The 23400-nt window shown below is 40.3% G+C and carries 24 protein-coding genes; 12 read left to right on the top strand and 12 right to left on the bottom strand.

Annotated elements, in window-relative coordinates; genetic code table 11:
* Window positions 1-33 precede the first annotated feature (33 nt).
* Genes EHO58_RS03375 through EHO58_RS03325 form a run of 11 tightly spaced genes read right to left on the bottom strand, consistent with a single transcriptional unit; the run spans window position 34 to window position 12650 of the window.
* Window positions 34-1833 carry a hypothetical protein gene (locus EHO58_RS03375; protein ID WP_135678612.1) on the bottom strand — a complete coding sequence of 600 codons (1800 nt, stop codon included), beginning with the start codon at window positions 1831-1833 and terminating at the stop codon, window positions 34-36.
* A 1-nt stretch (window position 1834) separates the two neighbouring features.
* Complete coding sequence (locus EHO58_RS03370; protein WP_135678610.1) at window positions 1835-2929, bottom strand: penicillin-binding transpeptidase domain-containing protein; 1095 nt, start codon at window positions 2927-2929, stop codon at window positions 1835-1837.
* A gap of 5 nt (window positions 2930-2934) precedes the next feature.
* Complete coding sequence (locus EHO58_RS03365) at window positions 2935-3651, bottom strand: DUF2135 domain-containing protein (protein WP_135678609.1); 717 nt, start codon at window positions 3649-3651, stop codon at window positions 2935-2937.
* Between the two features lies 1 nt (window position 3652).
* A complete protein-coding gene (locus EHO58_RS03360) occupies window positions 3653-4327 on the bottom strand; it encodes a YfaP family protein (protein WP_135627739.1) in 675 nt (224 codons plus the stop codon).
* Window positions 4305-8924, bottom strand: a complete 4620-nt coding sequence (locus EHO58_RS03355) for an alpha-2-macroglobulin family protein (RefSeq protein ID WP_135678607.1) — start codon at window positions 8922-8924, stop codon at window positions 4305-4307. The genes EHO58_RS03360 and EHO58_RS03355 overlap by 23 nt, the downstream gene beginning before the upstream one ends.
* 10 nt (window positions 8925-8934) lie before the next feature.
* On the bottom strand, window positions 8935-9876 hold the full coding sequence (locus EHO58_RS03350) for a DUF1175 family protein (RefSeq protein ID WP_135678605.1): 942 nt from the start codon (window positions 9874-9876) through the stop codon (window positions 8935-8937).
* Window positions 9877-9900: 24 nt separating this feature from the next.
* A complete protein-coding gene (locus EHO58_RS03345; protein WP_135627742.1) occupies window positions 9901-10392 on the bottom strand; it encodes a hypothetical protein in 492 nt (163 codons plus the stop codon).
* A complete protein-coding gene (locus EHO58_RS03340) occupies window positions 10392-10721 on the bottom strand; it encodes an LIC13255 family lipoprotein (RefSeq protein ID WP_135678603.1) in 330 nt (109 codons plus the stop codon). Before EHO58_RS03340 ends, EHO58_RS03345 begins: the two co-directional genes overlap by 1 nt.
* Window positions 10711-11289 (bottom strand): LEA/WHy family protein, encoded by a 579-nt coding sequence (locus EHO58_RS03335; RefSeq protein WP_135678601.1) that lies wholly within the window; start codon window positions 11287-11289, stop codon window positions 10711-10713. The genes EHO58_RS03340 and EHO58_RS03335 overlap by 11 nt, the downstream gene beginning before the upstream one ends.
* The gene (locus tag EHO58_RS03330; RefSeq protein ID WP_135627745.1) at window positions 11289-12317 is read right to left on the bottom strand and encodes a zinc-binding dehydrogenase; all 1029 of its coding nucleotides are present in this window, start codon (window positions 12315-12317) and stop codon (window positions 11289-11291) included. The genes EHO58_RS03335 and EHO58_RS03330 overlap by 1 nt, the downstream gene beginning before the upstream one ends.
* 12 nt (window positions 12318-12329) lie before the next feature.
* Window positions 12330-12650, bottom strand: a complete 321-nt coding sequence (locus tag EHO58_RS03325; protein WP_135627746.1) for a (2Fe-2S) ferredoxin domain-containing protein — start codon at window positions 12648-12650, stop codon at window positions 12330-12332.
* Between the two features lie 163 nt (window positions 12651-12813).
* On the opposite strand from EHO58_RS03325, the gene EHO58_RS03320 reads away from it, so the two are divergent.
* Window positions 12814-13287, top strand: a complete 474-nt coding sequence (locus EHO58_RS03320; RefSeq protein WP_135678599.1) for an LIC13259/LIC11441 family protein — start codon at window positions 12814-12816, stop codon at window positions 13285-13287.
* A complete protein-coding gene (locus EHO58_RS03315) occupies window positions 13271-14275 on the top strand; it encodes a hypothetical protein (RefSeq protein WP_135679100.1) in 1005 nt (334 codons plus the stop codon). Before EHO58_RS03320 ends, EHO58_RS03315 begins: the two co-directional genes overlap by 17 nt.
* A gap of 31 nt (window positions 14276-14306) precedes the next feature.
* Here the strand turns inward: EHO58_RS03315 and purF are convergent, their stop codons facing one another.
* The gene (gene purF, locus EHO58_RS03310) at window positions 14307-15773 is read right to left on the bottom strand and encodes an amidophosphoribosyltransferase (protein WP_100708463.1); all 1467 of its coding nucleotides are present in this window, start codon (window positions 15771-15773) and stop codon (window positions 14307-14309) included.
* Window positions 15774-15813: 40 nt separating this feature from the next.
* On the opposite strand from purF, the gene EHO58_RS03305 reads away from it, so the two are divergent.
* From EHO58_RS03305 to argJ, 10 genes are all read left to right on the top strand, one after another.
* Window positions 15814-16983, top strand: a complete 1170-nt coding sequence (locus EHO58_RS03305) for a ribonuclease D (RefSeq protein ID WP_135627748.1) — start codon at window positions 15814-15816, stop codon at window positions 16981-16983.
* Window positions 16979-17620, top strand: a complete 642-nt coding sequence (locus EHO58_RS03300; RefSeq protein WP_425269429.1) for an NUDIX hydrolase — start codon at window positions 16979-16981, stop codon at window positions 17618-17620. The genes EHO58_RS03305 and EHO58_RS03300 overlap by 5 nt, the downstream gene beginning before the upstream one ends.
* 240 nt (window positions 17621-17860) lie before the next feature.
* Window positions 17861-18037 carry an LIMLP_16695 family PerRB-regulated protein gene (locus EHO58_RS19495; RefSeq protein ID WP_086448547.1) on the top strand — a complete coding sequence of 59 codons (177 nt, stop codon included), beginning with the start codon at window positions 17861-17863 and terminating at the stop codon, window positions 18035-18037.
* Entirely contained in the window at window positions 18034-18426 is a 393-nt protein-coding gene (locus tag EHO58_RS03295) for a hypothetical protein (protein ID WP_135678596.1), read from the top strand. The genes EHO58_RS19495 and EHO58_RS03295 overlap by 4 nt, the downstream gene beginning before the upstream one ends.
* A gap of 53 nt (window positions 18427-18479) precedes the next feature.
* Window positions 18480-19067: an RNA polymerase sigma factor gene (locus tag EHO58_RS03290; protein ID WP_100722536.1), complete on the top strand. Its 588-nt coding sequence runs from the start codon at window positions 18480-18482 to the stop codon at window positions 19065-19067.
* Complete coding sequence (locus EHO58_RS03285; RefSeq protein WP_100722535.1) at window positions 19048-19416, top strand: hypothetical protein; 369 nt, start codon at window positions 19048-19050, stop codon at window positions 19414-19416. Before EHO58_RS03290 ends, EHO58_RS03285 begins: the two co-directional genes overlap by 20 nt.
* Complete coding sequence (locus tag EHO58_RS03280; protein WP_135678594.1) at window positions 19413-19826, top strand: hypothetical protein; 414 nt, start codon at window positions 19413-19415, stop codon at window positions 19824-19826. The genes EHO58_RS03285 and EHO58_RS03280 overlap by 4 nt, the downstream gene beginning before the upstream one ends.
* 238 nt (window positions 19827-20064) lie before the next feature.
* A complete protein-coding gene (locus EHO58_RS03275; protein WP_100708470.1) occupies window positions 20065-20769 on the top strand; it encodes a response regulator in 705 nt (234 codons plus the stop codon).
* A complete protein-coding gene (locus EHO58_RS03270) occupies window positions 20759-22150 on the top strand; it encodes a HAMP domain-containing sensor histidine kinase (RefSeq protein WP_135627753.1) in 1392 nt (463 codons plus the stop codon). Before EHO58_RS03275 ends, EHO58_RS03270 begins: the two co-directional genes overlap by 11 nt.
* 82 nt (window positions 22151-22232) lie before the next feature.
* The gene (gene argJ / locus EHO58_RS03265; RefSeq protein WP_135678590.1) at window positions 22233-23384 is read left to right on the top strand and encodes a bifunctional glutamate N-acetyltransferase/amino-acid acetyltransferase ArgJ; all 1152 of its coding nucleotides are present in this window, start codon (window positions 22233-22235) and stop codon (window positions 23382-23384) included.
* The last annotated feature ends 16 nt before the right edge of the window (window positions 23385-23400 follow it).

The following is a 23400-nucleotide window of genomic DNA, read 5'->3' as shown; positions in this document are numbered from 1 at the left end:
GTTGGAACTCCAACACGCACTTCAGAGAAATTCTTAAAAAACTTTTAATTTTCCCCAATCTTCCCCTTCTTTACCCGAGCCAAAAGAGATCACTAATCTTTCAAAAACTTTCAGCTTATCCAAGATAGGCTGCACATCTCTATCGATCGTTTTAGAAGTATATTCAGGAGATCCTTCTGCCCCATATAGATAAAAACTTTTGAGATCATCCAGAAGTCCAGGAACACGAACCACTAAATGATGAGGATAATAAGCCAATTCTTTTGCAGGACCGGAAGAGAATAGATCCGCTTGGTTAGGTCGATTTCCATTTCCGGAAGACACTGTTTCTTCTGCACTTTTTTTATCGGAAGTTAGATATTTCCAATTTCCTACTTTCAAAGAAGCCGGAGTATAAAATCCACCTTTTCTCAAAGGATAAGATTCTAAGTTTGTATTTTGATAAGAAACCTTGATAGGATTTCCTACTTTGAAGATGGCTTTTAAAAGTTTATCATCCGAAACAGACGCAGGTAAAGAAATTCCAAATCTTGGATAGACCATTCCTGATCTGTATTCTAATCCGTTAAAACTTAGAGCGATCCCTTTCTCGGAACCAAAGTACTGTTCGTGGATGCCTGCATTTTTACCGAATTCATTTAGACCTTCTCCGAAGTTTTCCCATTCTCCGCTTATGGATTCTAAAGATTTCCAAACTTCGGACGGTTTTAATTCTTCAGAATAAAATACTAAATTTGTTTCTCGAGGTATAACTTTGGAGAGAGCAGGACCAGAACTAACTACTTGGTTTTTATCTCCGCCTATTTTAAAAACTTTTCCATCCAGATTTTTTCCGGTTTCCCAACCTAAAAGTAAAGCGGCTCCTGAATTTCCGAAGGAAGGTTTAAGGAATGGAGCAATGAAAGAATCCGTTCCGGCATAGAGCAAAACCTTGTTTTCTTTTTTAGAAGCTTCTTTTCTGAGAACGTCAAAACCGCTTTGATTTCCTAATGAATCATTATTTGCAGAAGAAGCCAGATCCAAAGATTTTTCCAATAGATCTTCGGAGTCTGTGAGGATGATAAAATCTCCCAGTACAATCGCTAAAATTTTTCCGGAACCGAATTCATATTTAAATGCTTCCAAGTTTCCGAATTTTTCAGAGCCTGCTGCAAATTGATCAGCAAAATCATCTGCAGAGTGTGTGTTTTCAGAACCTGTAGGAGTATAATATCCTTCTTCCGTTTGTGGAGGAGTCTGAGGTTTTTCCTGTTTAGGAGTCTCTTTGACTACGATCTTTTCTCCTTTAAATGCAGTGATCAAACTCACCCCTAGCTTGGAACTCGCGCTTGCCTTACCCACAAGTAAAAAATTGGATTTAGGAAAAGTTGCAGCAGCCACAGGTCCATCGAATAAAGCAGCAAGTCTGGATGGTTTCGTCATTACTCCTACTTTTGCTTCTAATAAATAAAGAACAGAACTGATCTTTCTAAGTTCAGGCAAGGTTAGGATTTTTTGGAAAGTGCCATCGTCGGAAAGTTCTCTTCCCAAATTTGTTTTTTCCAGGTCTTCCACAAACTCCTCAGGGCGATATATTTCCACAAGTGCGCTTGCTTTTTTAGGAATGAGAAGTGCAGGATCCTTGATTGATGAATCAATAGAATATCCCTTAAAAGAAAGGTAGAATCCGATCGCTAAGAACACAACCCCGGCCCCTGTCGGAACTCCAACTTTAGGATCTTTTAATATATTCTCTTTGAATCCGGTCTTTAAATTTTCCAAAGATTCCTTTGAAAAAAAGGATTTGATCTTAGGAAGTATTTTTGTTTTGAAAATTTGGATGCAAGTTCTCATTTTATTTACCTGATTTTATTGCAGAATCTTTAGTTTTAGAATCGATCTTATCCAGAAGGATCGCGGCCAAAGATTTGGCCTGATTTCCTCCGGAGCCATTATCCACGAAAACAGTCAGCACATATGATTTCCGATCTTTACGAAAAGATAATACTGCCCATCCATGTGTTTCATATTTATGCATAAATTTAGTTCCAGTCCCGGTTTTACCACCCAGGATCTCTAAATCCGCTTTTTCAGAAGAATGTACATCCCTTAAAGTTCCGGTTTTTGGAACCTCGGAAAGGACGGATATAATCCATCTCAAGTCCTTTCCTGAATATGGATTTTCTTCCGATCGAACGGGCTCTTGACTTACTGCCCAATAAGGAGAAAGTCTTGGGCCTTCTTTCCAAATAGAAGAATATAGCTGAGAAATTTTTAAAGGACTTAGAAGAAGTCCACCTTCTCCAATAGAAGCAGCTACTTTTCTAAGTGAACTAATAGAGGTAAAATTTGTATCAGAAGGTTCCAGATAAGAATCCAGTCTCGATCTTGTAGATTTTCCTAAACTCCAATCCTCATATAACTTAGAATAAAATAGATCGGGATCGGAAGAAGCACTCGCTAAAAAATATACATTACAAGAATGAACTAAGGCGGATCTAAGATCCATTTCTCCATGACCTTTTGCCAAGGAACATCTCAAATATTCTTTTCCATTTTCATCCTGAGGCAAATGGAATGTATTTAGATCCGATTTAGTAGGAGTTAAATTTTCCTTAGGATAGAATCTTCCTTTGCATAATACTTTTTTTTCGGGAGAAAATCCAAGTCTGTCTTTGTATTTCAACAAAGTTAAAGCGGAGAAGGTTTTTACCAAAGAACCAGGAGGTAATTTTTTAGAAACTGCAATCTCTGGTCTGTAAATATATTCCACTTTTCCGGAATCCATTTCCATCAACACAACGGAAGATGTAGAATTTTTAGATTCAAATTCTTTTACGGCTTCATCCAGATAGGAATAAGAAAATTTGGGAGCCGCTTCAATCCCAACCGCGCAAAGAAAAGTCAGGGTAAAGAAAATTCCGATTTTATGATATACTTTGGAATTCATTCTGATCAGTCCGGCTCTATCTCAAAATTTCCCAGATGATATACTTGCTGGGCTCTGGTCATAGTGAATTGGTATTGTTTTCTTTTTTCTCTGGGAGTTCCTTCGTATAGAACCACATACACTTTGGCTCGTGTCACTTGTGCGTTAAATGGAGCATAGTATTGGGCCTGGACTGCATAATTTCCGGGTAAAGCCTTAGACATTGTGAAAGTCTGAGGAGAAAAAGTGGCATCATCATAAACTAGATTACCTCCTGACTTAGTGGAAGTATGGGCCCAGTAACACTTCTCCCCTGAAGGATCGATTACCCAAAGATCCGTGTAACTTGCAGTATCCCAGGTCAGGACAACTTTGATATCTCGAGGTGGAACTTTTGCAAAAAAACTAACCTTATCATATGCCTTCCCGGCACGAACCTCCACCAGATTGTCTCCGGGAGAAGCTACTGTGCTAAAGGAAAATTTACCGGCATACAAAGGCACCATCTGCGGGATTCCATTCAGAACTACTGTGACCTTTTCTGGGTTAATACCAGTTACGGTTCCGGAGATTTTTTGGATTCTCTCCGTAGTAAAACCACCGTGAGGAGAATCAATAGATACAGTTTCCGCATCCAAATACATTATGGAAAGTGAATATATCACGATAATAGAAGCAAGGGAACGGGTTCCAAAACTTCTATTCGACTTTCCAAAAGATATATTTGAATCGAAAAAAAACATCTTAGGATTCCGGATCTATCTCGAAATTCGCAATATGATAAACTTGTTGGGAACGGGTCATCACGAACTGAAATTGTTTCCTTCTCTCATTCGGTTTTCCTTCATTCAAAACCACATACACATTCACTCTTGTGACCGGTTTATCATAAGAGCCGTAATATTGCACTTGTATGGAATAATTCCCAGGTAGCGCCTTGGACATGGTAAATGTTTCCGGTCCATATCCATCTACTACGTCTACGTCCAGATTTCCCCCAGACTTGGTAGAACGATTTGCATAAAAACATTTTTCCCCAGTAGGATCTAAGACCCAAAGATCCACATCAGTCGCAGTGTCCCAGGTCAGAACAACTTTGATATCTCGAGGTGGAACAGCGGCGAAGAAGGAAACTCGATCGCTTGCATTGCCTGCTTTTACTTCTATCAAATTTGTTCCTGGAGCGACTACAGTGCTTAAGGAAAATTTCCCCCCATGCAAACGGATCGATTGAGGAATTCCGTTAATTACGATGGTTGCCTTTTCCAGATTTCCACTAACGGAACCGGAAACGGTTTGGATCCTCTCCGTAGTGAAACCTCCATGAGGAGAATCTATAGTAACCGTCTGCGCAAATGTAGCAGATCCAAAAAGTAAAAGAGCAATTATGAGTAAATTATTGACCAACGTTGATTTCATCGTCTGAACTCGCTCCTGTTACTTCTGAATAATACATCAAGGACGCTCTAGCCGGTATTACCTTATATTTCCCGCCTACTTCTGCTCTGATAAAATATCTGACCTTAAATTCTTTTGTAGGACCTCCTACAAAGAAAACGGCTCGATCATCATAAACCTGACGACTTAGATATTCCATCTTCAGATCGCCTGCATAATACTCCGCATCTCTTTGTAAGAAAGAAAATCCAGGTAGCAGAGAATCTTCTATTTGGTAATAAGAATCCGCATCACCTTCTTTCTGAACCGCAACTTCGACCATTACCAAATCTCCCGGTTGGAAAGTTTTGGATTCCACAGGAGTGATATCATTCGAATCCACTTTTAATTTATAATAGGTTCGTTTTACTTTGATACCATTCGAGTAAGCTTGTATCTTCTTGCTTCGATCCGTATAGTATAAGGAAGCAGTCGCATAAAGTACAGGCCCGTCCTTCTTCAAAACTTCTACTTTGTTCGATCCGGATCGTATCAACTCGGAAGGAATAGGAATCTTATACAATTCTCCCTGTTCCGACTTAGGAGGAAGTGTTACAGTTTTTAAGCTGGTTCCGTTCAGCACGATCTCCACATTTGCAGGAGTTTCAGATTCACGAACAGAAGCTAAAAACTCAGACAAAGCCAATACAGCTGCAGACGTATCTCTTGAGTTATTCCAAGCTAGTTCTATACGATTGGATAATAGAGAAGAAGCAAGATTTGCGAGAATCACCTTATCTTCTCCCAATCGAACTCCTGCACTTAAAAGTGCAGAAATCGTTTCGATCCTGTCTTCTTCCCAACGAGGGTTTTTACCGTAAGAGGTTAGTTTTAGGAAAGGCTTCTTGCCAAATCCACTGGATTCGACACCTTTTTTAAACCAGGAAGAAGCTTCTGCCTTCTTACCTTTATTAGCTAAAGTCAATGCAAGAAGCGCTTGTCCATATTGGTTTAGCTTGGCAGAAGATTTTACCAGGCCATCCACAATAGAGTCTTCTACATTTCCGCCTTCACTTAAGGAGAATATAATATATACTTTTGCATTCAGAGAAAGATCCCCTTTGCCCAAAACATCATAAAGATAAGCCCTGGCTCTATTCAATACTGGAGCAGAAACCTTTGCTCCATTTTTCTGACTAACAGCCAAGCCCCTATAAACATAAGCGGACATCAGAACATCACTTTCAACCCCACCTTCGAACCAACCGAATCCACCGTCTGTTCGTTGGAGTTCCGACACTCTTTTCAGTCCAACATCGATCATCTTAGGAAGTTCTTTTCTAAGTCTTTCACTGATGAAGCCTGCTTTTTGAGCGGATAAAAGTGGATAGAATCTACTCATAGTTTGTTCCACACAACCGTAAGGATAATCTGCAAGATAATCCAAAGATTGTCTCAATGCAGGTAAAGAAGCAGGACTGAGTCGAACTTCTAAACGAGGATCTCCTAATTCTTTAGGCGCTTCTAAGTTTAGAACTCCTGAATGTTCTCCTTCTTCCATTCCTAAACTATCCGAAATAGTTTTAGGTAATCCCCAAGTCTTAAGTGGAATTTCGGATTTAAGTAGATCTTGGTAACCGGCGCCCGCAGCAAGAATGCTGATTTTTGCCGATTTGATCTTAGGATCTGCAATAGTCTGCACATCAAAATGTAAAGATTGATTTTGGCCAGGCTCCAAGTTGATCGTAGTTTCGGAGTTACCTAGGATCTTTGCACCTTCTGCTTTTACCGTAACCTTAACAGGTAACTTACTTGGAGACTGATTAGAAATTGTAGCGGAAACTTTTTGGGTTTCTCCCTTGATAATGAACCTAGGCATTCCACCTAAGATCATCAGATCTTTTTTAGTAATAAAACTGGTTTGGCCTCTTCCTACTTTTGTATCAGGAGTAATAGCAATAGCAGTCACTCTCCAAGAAGTCAAATTATCCGGAAGATTAAAACTAACTGTTGCAGTTCCATCAGGCCCTGTTTTTACTTTTGCATTCCAGTAACTTGTATCCTTAAAACGATCCCGAGCCTGGTCTTCGTTTTTCATCGCAGAATAAACAGAGTCTCCCTTTTTACCCAAGGCCAGTTTTAATCTTTTGTTTTCAGAATAACCGAAAAACTTATAAGCGGACGCCAAAGTAGTCTGCACGTTATTTCTTCTTGGATGATAGAAGAATGTTCCTATATTAGGGGTTTTCTCCTCTTTAATCTGATAGATAGCCTCATCTACGATTGCGAGGGAAACTTCTGCAGATACTCCGCCGCCACCCAGACCGGTAGTTTTCAAACGGATCTCCGCTTTATCACCAGGACGATATACCTTACGTCCCGGATCCAGAGCCACTTTCAGAAACTTCTGCTCCGGAGGAGCGACCACTCTTACTTGGCTTTTATAAACATCATTTCCAGAAAATTGAACTGCAGATAATGTGAAGTTCGGGCTCATCTCTGCAGTGATCGGGACCGCATATTTCAGAGCATTCCCCTTCATCTTCACTACTTCTTTTTTGAAAATACGATTTCCCTCTAAGGTCAATATCATATGCCCGTTGGACACTGGACTTAAGACCAGAATTTCTGCAGTATCTCCCACGGAATAAATATCCTTACCAGGCTTGAGAGTAATATCTTTGAAAGGAATTTCGATAGAATCGGAAACGGAAGAAGCCCAGAAAAATGTTTCCGACTTTGTAAGATTTCCGTTGGGGTCCTTTGTCTCAGCGACCAAAACAAATTGTCCTCTTTTAGGAATTGTGAATGAAGCAGTCCCAACTCCAGAGGCAGAAGTCATCACAGACAAAGAAGAAATTTTAGAACGATTTGCCTCTTTTACGAATTGAATATCCCTATTATAAAGAATGAGATCCACATTTCGATTTCCCACCATTTTCTGGCGTTCTACATCGCTCAGGGTTTTGTCATAAGCGATCAGGCTTACAGTTAACTTTGCTTCTTTACCCGGTTCGTATACTGAATTGTCTTTAGAGATCCTAACAAAGAATGCGCTTCGATTTACGGAGAAGGAAGCGGATCCATCCAAGGTCATGTCCTCGGACTGAACGGAGGCAATGATAGTATAAACGGAATCTGCATCAGATTTATCCGGTTTAAAGCTGATAGAATATTGCCCTTTGGAATCTAATTTTCCTTTTCCATCTAAAACCAATTCTTGTTTATCACTTTGACCGGACTGTTCCAAATAATCGGAAGAAGCATCAAAGTTGATCGTTCCAACAGGAGAATAATCGAATTTAGGTCTACGGAATACTCTATAAGCGACCTCTTGCCCTGCAACCGGTTGGCCGTAATAATATCTGGCCTTTACAAGAGCGTTTACTTCTTCCCTTTGTAAATAATTGGATTTAGGAACAGATACTGAAACCAAGAAAGTAGGTTTTTTATAAGCCTCTACGGCAAATTCAGTCTGAAAAGTTTTATCACGGAAATTTAATATAAGAGAATAATTTCCAAGAGTTATATTCTCCGATTCAGGAACTACAAATTCTCCTGAAAAAGTCCCATTATCTCCCGAGATATTAATAGGAATACTAGGGATAGAAGTTTCTCCTTGCTCACTTGCAACAGCAATCACACCTGCACCGGAAATAGCTCTATAATCATCTTGGGAGAAGTTTCTAACAATTCCCTTAAAATAAACGGTATCTCCCGGTCTATATACGGGACGATCCGTATACATATAGGCCCTTGGGCCACCTTCTCCATAAAAAGAACTGGAATAAAATTCCGGATCGGAAACTGAATATTCCCCATTCTTATGGGCGAGAACCAAACCTTTGACGGGACTTCTTCCCTTATAAAAATACGTTCCATCGGAACTTGTTTTTCCGGTTTGGAATGCTTGGCCGTTCTCCAAATTAAAAAGAGTCAGATCCACATCTGAAACCGGTTCTCCACTATCTTTGCGGCCCACATATACGAAAGTTTCCGCATCGGATTGTTTTACTAAAAAGTTCAGGCCGGACTTGATCAGGATTGTATAAGCAAGCTGAGATCCGGAAACACCTTCTACAAGATAAACTCCATTGTCTCGGATCGGAACAGGAATCCTACGATATGCCCAGAAAGAAGTAACAGTCGGAATGGAGAATGTAGCAACCAACTCTTGGTCTTTTAGAATAGCGGGGACCGCGAGAGTTTTATATTCATCAGGTTTTTCATAATCAACCCCTAATGTTTTTTTCAGCTCGGATCTTGTCTTAGAATTGAATTCTTTTCTGGCAACCTTACGGAAATCGTTTCTGAATTTGTCTAAGGTTCTTGTAAAAAGTGCGATCGGATTTCCGAATGCTCCGTCATTATTCTCTTGGACCAATCTTTCTTTTACTTTTTTGGTCAAGAATGTTTGCGGGTCCGCGATCTTATAAACTCTGAATTCGTAATTTACAGTTCCATTCCCTTCCAGATTTACATAAGCATTTTCACCTGAGCCGAAACTTCTGTCCGTTCCGAGATAGAATGCGGCGGAACCGAATAAATTCGGTTTCACATAAAATAATCCTAATGCAGAGATCAAAATTGCGAGAAAAGAGAATATTATCTTTTTACGATCCAATACACGAGTTCTCATTCTGAAATTCCTAGTCTAAAATCCGAAATCTATAAACCCCAAGAAAATTTCGGTTATTCTTTTCCGGGGAAAACAACACACTTCTTTCCAATTCTTTTGCCCGGATCAATTTGATACCTCGATCCGAACCTGTATGATATAAAAGCTGGGGATTTTTACTTTCTCCCTCTACAAGGATCATAGAATGGAAATTTGTCCCCACCCCACGATCCGATCTGAAAAAGAGAATATCTCCCGCTTGTCCAGACTCCAACTCTTTGGTAACAAAGTAAGTATGGAACTTTTCCAAACTTTCAGCGTCTGCAAATTCTCCGAATTTGCCCTCACCGATTCGAAATAAATTTTTACCAATATAGGGTATATCCGGGTAATTAAATTCCCGGACATCCGGTAAATTTTTATCCAACAGGATCCCAGTCCGAGTTTGCCAGTCCTGGGTATGAGCCTTTAGAGACTCCTTATATGCGAAACGAATCAATCCGCTGCAATCTCTTTCCTTTAGATTCCAGGAGGAATTCTCTTTTAAATATTGTGACAAAGATACCCTCACAAACCAGTCTCGAAATGCCTGGCGATCGGATTCGGTTCTAAGCTCCGCAGAATCAGGAAATCCATCCTGGTCAAAATCTCCATCTCTGCTAAACAGGGATATCTGGACAGTTCTGCCCTTTTCAGTCCGGATCGTAATATTTGTAGGGATCTTCCCCGCTTGCACACGTAAGACGTCTTCTCTTTCGTTTTTTTCGCTCGAGAGAAGTTTGAGTAATTCAGGATCTATTTTTTCCCGTAGGAAATGATCTTTCACACCGAAGATCGGATTCGAAATTTTTAGAACAGCAACTGATTTACCGTCTGCAGGCATTCTTAATTCAGTCGGATCCAAAACGGATTCGAAATAAGAATTACATTGGAGTAGTAAGAATATTAGAAGATAACAAATTCGAAACTTCAAGGAAGGAACCTAAATCGCAAAAAGTCAATAACCCAACGCCTTTCTGATCTTTTCAGGAATATCCTCGAATTTGGGATATTTATGTTTTTTGCCGTCGGGAAAGATCACATAGTAAGTTCCGTTTAGAACTTCCATATAATAATTTCCTTTCTTCTTTTGTCCTATAGAAGATTTATCCATCTCTTTTACCATTGCTTGGTATCTGGAAGGAAGTTCTTGCCATGAACCGTACACTTGAATCTCTCCAGCATGATTCACAGTGTACATTCCGTTCTCATGCATGATCTTGATCCCATTATAATCGAAAACTTCTAGAACATTTACTTTAGGTTCTTTCTTTTTGGGTTTTTCATTCGGATCAAAACTCATTGGTTCGTCCGAGGGGATATTATAATGAACTACTGATTTGGAATCGTGTCTTCTGTTTCGAGTGAGAAGTATATAAAGATAGGAAAGGCCGGACAACGCCAGGGCAGCAAAAATCAGATAATCAAAATGTCTGGCTATCCATCCCATCACTTCAATCTATACTCGATCGCCTTACATGCAAACGGAACAGGATCTCCTGCTTGGATCCAAAAACTACATTTTTCGAAAGCAACTGAAGCAACACAGTTATCCACATCCTTTTTTCTTTGTTTTCCCGGAACCAAAGAAGTAATCTGTCTGTTCGACCCGCATTCCACATCTTTTGCAGCATAAGCTACTATGATCTTAGCCCCCGCTTCTCCGAATGTATAAAAATCGTCGTCCACATTGGAACAATTCGACAAACCTAGAGTTAAGATTAAAATAAGAATTAGGCTTTTACTGGCAGTTCTAAAACTTAAAGAGTTAAATTTCATGCTCCGGCTTCTTAGGTAATAATCGTATTTTTTCATCCAAAGGAAGATCTACTTCTCCTAAAGCGGTTTTGTATCTCACAGTTCCTTTCATTCTCAAATTCGGATCTTTTCCAGCGACCAGGTTCGTGACTACTAAAATTCCAAGTAATAGTTTATCCTGATTCTCTCTCTTTTCAAAGCTTGTTTCTATCCTGAGTTGGACAACGGTTTTGGAAAAAGCCGGGACCTCTGTTTCTTCTTCCGAGATCACCCGAGCCAATTCCGCATCTTTTCCATCTGTGCCGGCTGTAATCACACCAAGATCAAACTTATAAATTTTAACGGCAGAATCGTTCGGGTTCTCTATTTCCAATTTAGATATCATCACGATCTTGGGAGAAGGTGGAAAAGGCAGAATTTCTACCTTCTCCGTTTTTGTTTCCAAGATCCGAAACTTACAAGCCTGTAGTTTTTTAACATTCTCCCTTAGATCTCCCAGGCAAGAGTTAAAAAGAAAGAAGGTCCCTAAAATCAGAACCAAAGGCAGAAAGATTCTCTGCCCTTTAATATGCGGGGAAAATATTCCCATTAAAGCTCCCAACCATTGGAAATGAGAACCTTTCCTCTGGTCATATTATTTGCATATTCTTGGATCGCTTTATCTGCCTCTTTAAGCGGGTATTTAGCAGCGATCTGAGTCTGGAATTCTTTTCCTAGAAGAGATCGGATCTCTGAAGTTATCTTCCAAATTTTAAAAGGACTTTGCCGAGGCATCCAAGAAGAAAGCCAGTAACCTTCTATCTTTTTATCCTGAAAGATACCAAGCCCCGCATGATAAGAAATGGGTTCTTCAGATAATGCGCCGTAAACCACACATTTACTTCCGTAAGGCATTGCTGCTAAAGCTCTTCCTGTGATCTCTCCTGCAACTGCATCCAACATGATAGTAGCATTCAGTTTATTGGAAAGAACTCTAAGTTCTCTATCAAAATTAGGGGAACTAGAATCCAATACATGTTCGGCGCCTAAAGATTTAAGAAGATCAACCTGCTCTTTTCTTCTTACAACATGAATACCTGGAATTCCTTTCTTATTAGAAAGTCTTAATAACATTTTTCCTAAGGCAGAAGCGGCAGCAGTCTGGACATAAGCCTTATGTTTTTCTCGAATAACTTGATCGAGCAAGGCCCAAGCGGTGATTGGGTTTACGAATAAACAAGCGCCTTGCTCCAGGCTTACATCTTTTCCTAAAGTAAAACAAGAATATGCGTCAGTGATCATGTATTCTGCATAAGGTCCGTCACCTTTATTTGGAGCAACACATGCAACCGGTTTACCAACTAGAGAATTTGCTCTCCAACCACCGCCACTTGCGATCACCAAACCGCTTCCTTCAAAACCAGGAACAACAGGAAGTTTTTTCTTAATTCCGTAAAGCCCTCTCATGAACATTAGATCTGATGGATTGATGGAACCCGAATGAACCTTAAGTAGAACCTCTCCCTTCTTCAAAGGTTTCGGTTCTTTCTCTACAATTTTAGCTCTTCCAGGTTCGTTGCTGTATTCTTTCAATTCATACGCAAGATACGATTTTGGTATTTCGAACTTTTTTGCCATTTGATTACCCTCTCACTCTTCGTCCTTTAATGTCAGATGCCGGATCGCTTCCGGTTTATTTTCTAGTATATGATTTTGTATAAATGCTTCGGCGTCTTCTTGGGTCTTGATAGAAAACCAAAGGCCTTCCGGATAAGAAACTTGCACAGGACCCAACTCACATCGATCCAAACAACCTGATTTTTGGACACGGATCTTACCTTTTAATCCAAGTTCTTGTACTCTCTTTTTCATATAAGCGAGCAACTGAGGAGATCCTTTCGGACCGCAAGAAGGTCTTTCTCCTTCCGCTCTGACATTCTCGCAGACAAAAACATGCTTATCAAAATACATTAGGTACTTGCCTTTCCTCCTAATTTCCTATATAGGCAAAAGCTTTGAACCCATTTTTTCGGAGATTAGTTTGAAGCTCTAACGGTTGCCAGAACCTAAAAAAGATTTTTTTATGGTCTAAGAGGCTCGATTCCCGAGTATTTACTCATATTTGGAGAATAAAATGAAACGATCCGTAATACTAATTTTATTATCTTCACTATTACTTTCCCTTTCCTTCTGCAAAAAGGAAGAGAAGCCTGTATTAGAGACAGAAAAACCACTTTTCGAAAAAGTTTTGTCGGAAAACGATAAGATAATTCAATTTCTCTTAACAACGGAGAGTGTTTCTCCGGATGTAAACGGATTAATTTCCTCCTTAAATTCTCTGGGAGAAGCAAAAGGTGGCTTGGAATCTTCTGCACTAGAAATGAAAAACGTATTAGAAGGGGCAAAATCTTCGGATGTGAGAATATCCTTTGAGGCCTATTCTAAGTTCAGCGAAGTTTTAGCTAGTACAATGAAGGTGCATGGACTACAATCTGGAAGAAACCGTTTCTATTGTCCGATGGTCAAAAAGACATGGGTGTTCTCAGGTATGAAAATCCTAAATCCTTACGCTCCGGATATGCGTGATTGTGGTGATCTTATTCCCTGAAAACGAAAGCCAACAAGAAAGAACCTGTCTAGCGGGAGTCTCCGAGTCCAAACCCTGTCCCGGAAATTGTAGGGATTTTTACAGGGAATCGAATTGGAATGATTCCGGTGAACAGGCATGTTTTGCCTTTGAAAAATTAGAAAAGTTTTTAGAAGGAGTCAGTTCTTTTTCAGTCGGTGCCACTGCATTCCAACAAGCACCCGCAGATATTTTAGAAAATTTTTCCACAAGATCCGAAATAGGTTTCGATCTAGTCAGATACTTTCTTTCTATCTCTTCCCCGGACCAGGTCATGTCCACAATCCTGGAGATGGACGATTCTTTACTTTATAGGATCGTAAAAGAAGACTTTAAAATATTCCAAAAACTTAAAAAAGAGAAGAAGGTCTTCGGAACGGAAAGTAATTTCCTAGACTCAAAAGCCGCACAATTCTGGAACGGACTTCCTCCGGAAAGAATATCCAAATTTATATTATTCTGTCTTAGAACCAAAAAAGATAATATATTCGCAGCCAGATTTTTAGGACTCATGCCTATCGAAACTTTACTCATGCTTGGGGAATCCTTAGGATTAAATAAAGAAGAAGAAGCAGAACTCTACAGAGGACTAGAAGATTCCTTATACGAATTTCCGATCCGATTCCCAGGCATCTATCCACATCTACTGGAATTATTCTCCGAAGATCCTGAGATCAATATCATACTTTCTACAATGGAAGGACTTGTAGAAAGAAAAGAATCCCTATTAAAAGCCAGGGAAGAAGTTCTTAAAATTATAGAAGAAGCCCATAAAAAGAACTCCCACCAAGAAGTATTAAATTATCTGAATACTTTGGATAAGGATGCTGCCTTAGAAATTTTAGGAATGTTGGAAGAGCAGAACCATATAGGATTCTCGGAAAAAAGCCTATTGTCCGCTTATATCAAAGGAGAAGAGTCCGACTTCATTACCTTCGGAAGAAGGCCGCAAGTTTTCAGAGTGAAATAAAGATCTAAAAGCTCCGATCAAACGGAAATATTTAGACCCTTTCTTCTACCTCGTATTCCTTGAACAAACTCTTTTGATTTCCCATATCGCTTTGGAATTCCACAGGATAATCTGAGGTAAAACAAGCGTTGCAGAAACCACCACCCCTATGATCATTCACTGCCTTATGCATAGAATCCACTGAAAGGTAAGCAATGGAGTCCACTCTCAAATACTTTCGAATTTCTTCGATCGTATGAGTGGCAGCGATCAATTCATTATGGGTTGGAATGTCTATCCCGTAATAACAAGGGGAAACTGTAGGAGGAGCGGAAACTCTTAAGTGGATCTCAGTGGCACCTGCATTTCGGATCATCTTGATGATCTTACGGCTGGTGGTTCCTCTCATGATGGAATCGTCCACGATCACAACACGTTTTCCATCCACTACGTTTTTCACTACATTGTATTTGATCTTAGCACCGAAATCTCGGATCTTTTGGTCCGGTTCGATAAAAGTCCTACCTACATAGTGAGAACGAATAAGTCCTGATTGGAAAGGAATACCGGAAGCTTCTGAATATCCTAAAGCCGCGATGTTTGCAGAGTCCGGAACAGGGATCACAACATCAGCTTCTACAGGAAGTTCTTGAGCGAGTTGGTTTCCAAGTGCCTTGCGGACTTTGTAAACCGATTCACCAAAAATATTAGAATCAGGTCTCGCGAAATATATGTATTCGAAAATACAAAGAGCAGGTTTTGCAGGAGGGAAAGGATAGAAGGAACGGGTTCCTGTTCTATCCACAACGATCATCTCACCCGGTTCCACATCTCTTTCGTAGGTGGTGTCGGTGATATCGAATGCGCAGGTTTCAGATGCGAATACGATGGATCCGTCGTCCCTTCTTCCCATGACCAAAGGACGGAAACCGTTCGGGTCACGAACTGCAATCAATTGGTTTTTAGTAAGAACAACAAGGGAATATGCACCTCTCACTTTTTTCAAAGCGGAAGAAAGTGCAGAAAGTAGATCTGTTTCCCCTGAGCGAGCCATGAGGTGGACGATCACTTCCGAGTCGATTGTAGTTTGGAAAATGGAACCTTCTTTTTCCAATTGGGAACGAACTTCCCAGGAATTTACCAGGTTTCCATTATGAGCCAGAGCGATCGGCCCCAAATGGGACTCAACTCTGAGAGGCTGAGCATTCCTTAAGAAGCTCGCGCCAGTGGTAGAATAACGATTATGCCCGATAGCCGCGCTTCCGGTTAGCTCCCGGATCTTGCCTTCGGTAAAAATATTGGCTACTAATCCCATTCCGGCGTAGCGGTAGAGATGTTCTCCATCGGAGGAAACGATCCCGCTCGATTCTTGGCCTCTATGCTGCATGGAGTACAAGCCGAGGTAAGTGAAATTGGCCGCTTCGGGAGAATTAAAAATCCCAAAGATAGCACATTCTTCTTTTGGTTTGTCATCTCGGACTAGGGTCCGTAGACTGGACGTATTGGGAATCGAACTCATGGTCCCCCTTCCGACGCTAGTCTCCCAGGTCGCCTTTTAGATGCAAATACAATCCGATTATATTGTCGTAGACAACGTCCGAAGCTTACAGTTGGCATTGATTACTCTCTCTCAATCCGATTGCCTCTCTATTGATACGGAATCCAGCGGTTATTACACCTACTATTCCAAAGTTTGTCTGATCCAAATATCCTCTAAGGGTAAAAATTATATCTTTGACCCTATTCGGTTGGACGATCTCTCCGGGTTAGGTCCTCTATTCGAGAATCCCGGCATTTTAAAAATATTTCATTCCGCTTCGGACGATATCAAAGCTCTGAAAAGAGACTTCGGTTTCAAGTTTATCAACATCGCAGATACGATGTTCAGCTCTCGTTTATTAGACTTAGAACAGAACTCTTTGTTGTATCTTGTCGAACATTATCACAAGGTCAAACTTTCGAAGAAGGAACAAAAATCCAACTGGGAAAAACGCCCTCTAGAAAAAAGTCAGCTCCAATATGCAGCCCTGGACACAGTTTATCTGGAATCCATTTGGACTAAAATGAGTGAGGAACTCGGAAAACGTAAATTGTTAGACGAAGCAGTTTCCGAGTTCGCAAAAATCGCGGAAGAAGAGCCGGAACCTTTTGAAGGATTTTCTATCAATTTGGAAAAATTCCCGAATGTTCTTGAATTGGGTTCCGACGAAAGAAGGGCACTTCACGATACCCTTGGTTTCCGAGACGAAAAAGCGAAGAAGTTGAACAAGGCTCCATTCAGAGTTTGGAATAACGACAAGGTTTTGGAATTAGTCAAGTCTCGGGGAGAATTGAATAAACTCGTAGACATCTTAGGCAAAAAAGACGCAGAAAATTTATATCAGGTTTATAAAAATCCAAGCGGCCCTCCTATCCAAAAGAATGATCTATTCAAAAGATCTACTGAAGATTTGGCTGGGGAAGATGCGGACAGATTCAAGAGATTAAGGCAATGGAGAGAAACAATCATGTCCATTCGCCGGATGGGTCACAACTTGATGCCGTCTAATAAGAATATCGCGGAGATTGCAAAAAGAAATCCTAAGTCTATTGAAGAGTTAAAAGAGCTAGGAATTTTTTCCAACTGGAAGGTAGAAAATTACGGACCTTCTATTATAGCAGCAATGCAATCTAAACCTTATGAGACTACCTTGTCAGGTTTAATCCCGATCAAAAAGAAATTTGATTAGATTAGAATTAGATAAACTAAAAAAGGAACTTCCGTTTCTACCTGAAGGGGAACCGAACTTACCGGAAGATGTAGCACATTCTTCCGTAGTTATGCCTGTGTTCCAAAAGAACGGACAAGACGGCTTTCTTCTTCAAAAAAGAAATCCAAACCTCGCTTCTCATCCGGGACAGATCTCTTTTCCAGGTGGAGTAAAGGATCCGGAAGATAAGGACCTTTTAGTTACGGCCCTTAGAGAATGGGAAGAAGAGATGGGAGCTCCGGACAAAGAATTATCCGTAATCGGAAATTACAGAGGTCAACTCACTCATACCGGATTTCACATCACTCCCTTCTTAGCTAAATATTCCGGAGATTTCAAATTCGAATTCAATCCGGAAGAAGTGGAAAGAATTATCATATTGGAGCTAGATAGACTTTGGGAAGCCCCTTTCTACAGTATTAAAGGAAGAAGAAAGCCTGACTCACCTTTATTAGAAGTATTTTACTTTGATATAGAGGAAGGACTTTTATGGGGAGCCACTGCAAGGATCATTGTAGACTTCTTAAGAGAATACGCAGGATTCGATCGTCCTCCCATTTTAAGAACTCCTAACCTAAGTTCAGCGCCGTTCTTGGACGTGAAAAAGACCGAATAGTTTCCGCATAAAACGAAAGATCCAAGGTTTTTGATTTTTCTTTCTTTCTATTTTTTTGTCTCATCTCCCAATTTTTCTTCTAACCCTTACGTCTCTAAAAAATGTAGTCCTACGAGGTTTTCCACTTTAGGGATTCCAAAAGTGGACCGAAATTATATACGACATAATTTAAAACCCTTTTCCGGGAGTTTTAAAGTTCGTATTCGAACTTCGAAAGGCATTTTACATAGGAGCATTCCAATGAGCAAAATTAAGGATCTATTTAATTCAGACATCCGCACTAGTTATCTAAAAGAAAGCTGGAAAGAAGAAGACTGGTATGAGTCTCTCGCCGGCAGACCTGGCATTGAACAAAAAATCCCATACTTTAAGAAAGGTGAAACTTCTTCACTAAAGGTGGCGGTTCTTAGCAGATGACTCCGGAAGAAAAGGAAGCCCTCTTTCGTAGTCTAGAAGAAATCAGGATCGCCATCCAAGCTAGTCAGCCTGGTGGAGAATACAAAGCGATCCTATATAGTATTCCGATCGTAGGGATCATCTTCGGATGGTTATTATTATTCTTCCTATTCTTTTGGTGGTATCGTCAGAGAATGGCGATCATCAAAGCAGGCCTTTATCAAAAAGAAAAATTTGATCTGCGTCTTTATTCCTTCTTTTTAGGACTGATACTTACCTTTGTTGGTGTAGCTCTTTCCGTTACTTTCATTTTAGTATTAGGAAAATCTTTAGCGATGTTAGGAGGATTGATCCCTCTTGGTACCGGCTTAGGTCTTCTTTGTTATTATAAATGGTCTCCTAGGAAATGAATCGGTCCTACTGAAATCCGATCCTTCCACAAAATAGGTTTATTATTACTCCCATGAAACCGGAAGAACCAATCCTATGCGATCCGGAGGATTGGGCCAATATTCAAAAAGTTCTAGCCGGGGATTTTGAATCTTTCGAACAACTTGTATTAAAGTACGAGGCGATGGTTTATTCTCAGGCAAAAAAAGCATTCCGTAACGAAGCGGAAGCTGAGGACTTTACTCAGGATGTTTTTTTAAAAGCATTCGAAGGATTGTCCACATTCAGAGGGAAATCTAAATTCTCCACTTGGGTCTTCTCCATTGCAAGAAATGAGATCATCCGCAGATACCGTAAAGAACACCCTGAGATAGACGCTCCTATCGATACTTTGTCCAGCGAGAAGCTGGGAGACAATTTCTCCTCTCAAGAATCCGAAGTATTAGAAAAAGAAACGACGGAAAAGATCAGATCCTTAGTGGACAAGTTACCCGAACTATATAGGAAACCTATATCGTTACACTACTTCGAGAATATGTCCTATAAAGATATCTCCGAAAATTTAAACTTGAAAATGAATACCTTAAAGAGTTATATTTTTCGAGGGAAAGAAATCCTACGCGATTGGCTGAAGAAAGACGATGAGCACGGAAAAAGATAAACTTCCCGACGAGTTGCGGGAGCAATTGGATTTTTTTGTAAAACCTCCGGAAGGCAGGGTGAACGATGACGTACCACCTATGCTTAAGAAAAAAGTAATGCTTCATTTAGTCCATCTGAGGCATATACGGCTGATCTTGATCACAATTCTGATCTTGGCTTTTTCTCCTTTGACCGTTCTTCTGTTTACGGATTGGAATTTTCTCTTCCAAACAGGGATTTTACATGCGATTTTAGCTACTAGCGGCTTTTTGTTCCTGCTTTTTACTGTTCTGATAGGGATTTATCTTGTGCAAAATAAGAGTCCTTATACCAAGGAATGGAAAAACAAGTTAGGATTCGACGAATGAAATATTTCAGTTTTGGGATCGCTTTATCTTTATTACTTACCTTCGGAAGCCAAATCTCCGCACAAGAAAAACAGCCTGAGACCAAATTAACTGCAAAAGAATTCTTAGAAATGAAGTTGGACTCCGTCTTCCCGCTCATCCAAAATATGAACAAACAAGAAGCGGATGTTCTAATCACCCAGATCAGGGAAGAAGCCAGAAAATCCTGGGCCCAATCCGATAATTATTTTTTCTTAGTCGAACACCTGACCACGATCAAAGCAATCGAAGAAGAACAGAGCAGATTAAAAGGTCTACTTTGGGTATATGTTTTGGGTCTGGCTCTATTTTCAGGATTCGTTCTTTATGTCCTCTTCCGCCAAAGAAAGCTGATCAGCGAGTTAAACGAAATTATTAAGGACCGGGACTGAACAAAACCGCCGTCTAATTATAATCCGAAAAGGAACATATTCCTTTTTGTTTACTGGTTGTCACAAGAATAAGCTCAGAAAATTCTTTTTCCGGCGATTGTAATGTTTGTGTAAACCTTTTGTAACGGTTTTCTGACAATCTGATGGGATGGAACCTATCCAAATCCAAGGATCCTCCTCCCCGACGACTAATGACAAAAATCCTCCGAGGCGTAGGAGAAAGAGCTTCAGCGAATTTATGAAAAATGCTTCCGGCACCCCTGGCCAAAAAATCCTCGTAGTTGATGACGAAGAGGATATCGCAGAACTGATCAAATTTCATTTAGAAGAGAACGGCTACCAAGTGGACACCTGCCAAAACGGTTTAGAGGTGCTTCCTAGGATCGAAAAAAATCTGCCCGACTTAGTGGTATTGGACCTAATGCTACCAGGTATTGGCGGGATGGATCTTTGCAAAAGGATCAAGGAAAAATATTCTCTTCCAATCATTATGGTTACCGCCAAATCCGGAGAGACCGACGCGGTCTTAGGACTGGAACTTGGCGCGGACGATTATGTTAGAAAACCATTCTCTACTAGAGAACTCATCGCGAGAGTTCGTTCCGTATTAAGAAGATCGGGAGAAGGAGAAGATGAGCAAGACCAAGAAGGAAACATCACGGTCGGCAAAATTTTCCTGAATCCTAAAGCGCATAAAGTATTCATCAATAACGAAGAAATCGATCTTACATTGATCGAGTATAAAATTCTTTATCTGTTTATGACTAATACAGGCGTTGCATTTACCAGAGACAAACTTTTAGATAAGGTTTGGGGTAAGGATATTTACGTGACGGATCGCGCTGTAGATGTTAATATTAAAAGACTCCGAGATAAACTAGGAGAAGAGAAGGAGAGGTTGGAAACCATCCGCGGGATTGGTTACAGATTCAATGAGGCGTAGCTTATTTTCTAAACTACTCTTAAGTAACTGGCTTCTACTCGTTTTCCTTATGGCTGTCGCGGGGATAGTCCTCTTTTTAGAGGACTTGATCAACCCCGACCTGAAAATACTTTTATTCTCCGCTTATATCCTATTGGCAATGTTTGGGACTTTTTATATGTCCTTCTCCATTGCCAGAAGTGTAACCCAAACACTTAACCAGATCGAAATGAAAACTGGAGAGATCAACGCTGGAGATTTCGGCTCCGAGCTAAGTCTTCCTGAGATCCAAGAGTTAGCTGATCTTGCAGTCTCCATCAATCTGATGTCTGGACGTTTGAAACACCAATTCGTGGATCTTACCATCGAAAAGGAAAAGTTCGATTCGGTATTACAAAACTTGAAAGAAGGTGTATTCTCCGTCGACCTGGAAGGCTCCATCGTTTTTCAAAATAAAAGTATCCCAGGTTCATTAATAGAACCTAATTCAGGCTCTAGAAAAGTAGAAGATGCAGTTAAAGATCCGAGACTTCTGGACTTTATCAAAAAAAATCTTTCTGGCAAGAGTGAACCTAAAACGGAACTGGATCTAAGCCAAAATTTTTACGCGATCAAAATGTATCCGCTTCGAACAAACGGAAATCTATTGATGTTTATTGGAGTGATCCGAAATATCACTGAAGAAAAACAGTCTTATCTGATAAGAGAACAGTTCGTTCAAAATGCTTCTCACGAATTAAAAACACCTATCACTTCAATCAAAGGTTATACGGAAACATTATTAGGCCGTTTAAAACTTTTAGAAGACAGTCATGAAAAAAGATTTTTAGACGCGATCTCTCGAAACACAGACAGAATGGTTCGTATCGTAGAAGACATGCTTACGATTACTAGAATTGAGAACCAATCCGCAATCGCTCAGCCTGAAGAATTCACATTAAAGTCTCTGGTAGAAAATCTTTCTTTCACTGTGGACGGAGTGATTTCTCCGAAAGGACAAAAGCTCGTAGTGGATATGCCTGCTCCTTTAACTATCGCTGCTGATTGGGTTCTTTTGGAGCATATGCTCTTAAATTTGATTTCGAATGCTTCTTCTTATTCTCCGGATGATAAAACAATCACTTTGAAGATCGCAAAGGTGGAACCTGACTCAGTAAATTTTCAGGTTATGGACCAAGGGATCGGGATCAAGGACGAGGATAAAGAAAGGATTTTCGAAAGATTCTTCAGAGTGGATAAGAACAGATCCAGAAAAGAAGGCGGAACTGGCCTCGGACTTTCCATTGTGAAACATATTGTTAGATTACATCACGGTTCTGTCAAAGTTTTCGATAATCCGGAAGGCGGGACTATCTTCTCCGTAACCCTTCCGTTAGTGTATTCTGAAATTTCAGAAGTTTGAAATCCGAGCATTTGCTCGTAATACGCTTTTCCTAAAACAGCCCTAACACGAATATAGAGATTCTATATATAAAGGTTAGAACATGGATTATCCTAAGGGCTTTTTTTCATTCGGAACAAATATTGGGATCAAAGACAAAACAAAAGATTTCGGAGTAATCTATTCCGAAAAACCTTGCAAAGCGGCTGCCGTATTTACTAAAAATAATTTTCCAGGCGCTCCAGTCATCGTAGGCAAAGAACATATACGAGACGGAGTTTTGCAAGCTGTAGTTATCAATTCTAAAAATTCAAATGTTGCTACTGGAGAAAAAGGAATTTTAAACTCCAGACAGATCTGTTCCGAGGTCGCAAAGTCTCTCGGTGTCGCGGAAACTTCCGTATTACCTTCTTCTACCGGAGTAATTGGAGTTCCACTTCCTATGCAGGTAATTCTTCCTGCATGTGCTCAGGCAAAATCAAATTTAAAACCTGGCAATCTAGATGAGGTGGCAGAAGCGATCATGACCACAGATACTCGCAGAAAAATTTCTGTGAGAAAGATCAAATCTTCTAATGGAGAAGCTGTTATCTTTGGTATGGCAAAGGGCGCCGGAATGATAGAGCCTAATATGGCTACTATGCTTTCTTATATTCTCACGGACGCGCAGATAGAAGGTGAAGTTTATCCAATCTTAAAAGATTGTGTGGACTTAAGTTTTAATTGTATCACGATAGATTCAGATACTTCTACATCCGATACAGTTGCTTTGCTTAGCAACGGTCTTGCGGGTTCCGTTGATCCTAACGAATTCAAATCAGCACTTTTAGAAATATGCACCGATCTTGCCAAAGAAGTAGCAAGAGATGGAGAAGGTGCGACCAAATTAATCGAAGTACGTATCAAAAAATCCAAGGACGAGTCTCAGGCTAGAAAGATCGGTAAATCCATACTGAATTCCCCGTTGATCAAAACTGCAATATACGGTGGAGACCCGAATTGGGGAAGGTTGGTCATGGCGGTAGGTAAAGTTTTCGATGAACCTATCCCTTTTGACTCCTTGGAAATTTATTTCGGAGGACTTCCTGTCAAGGGTGCAGATTCTGAAACCCTCAAAAAATTATCGGAGTATCTAAAAAAGAATTCCGAGATCTTCGTCGATGTGGTATTGAATACCGGAAACAAAGAGATGGTGTTCTGGGGATGCGACCTGACCGAAGGTTACGTGAAGGAAAACGCATACTACACAACCTAAGTTTGTCGAATCCGTA

This window comes from Leptospira selangorensis, assembly GCF_004769405.1.
Taxonomy (GTDB): domain Bacteria; phylum Spirochaetota; class Leptospiria; order Leptospirales; family Leptospiraceae; genus Leptospira_B; species Leptospira_B selangorensis.
This window is presented reverse-complemented; position numbering and strand designations above follow the sequence as displayed.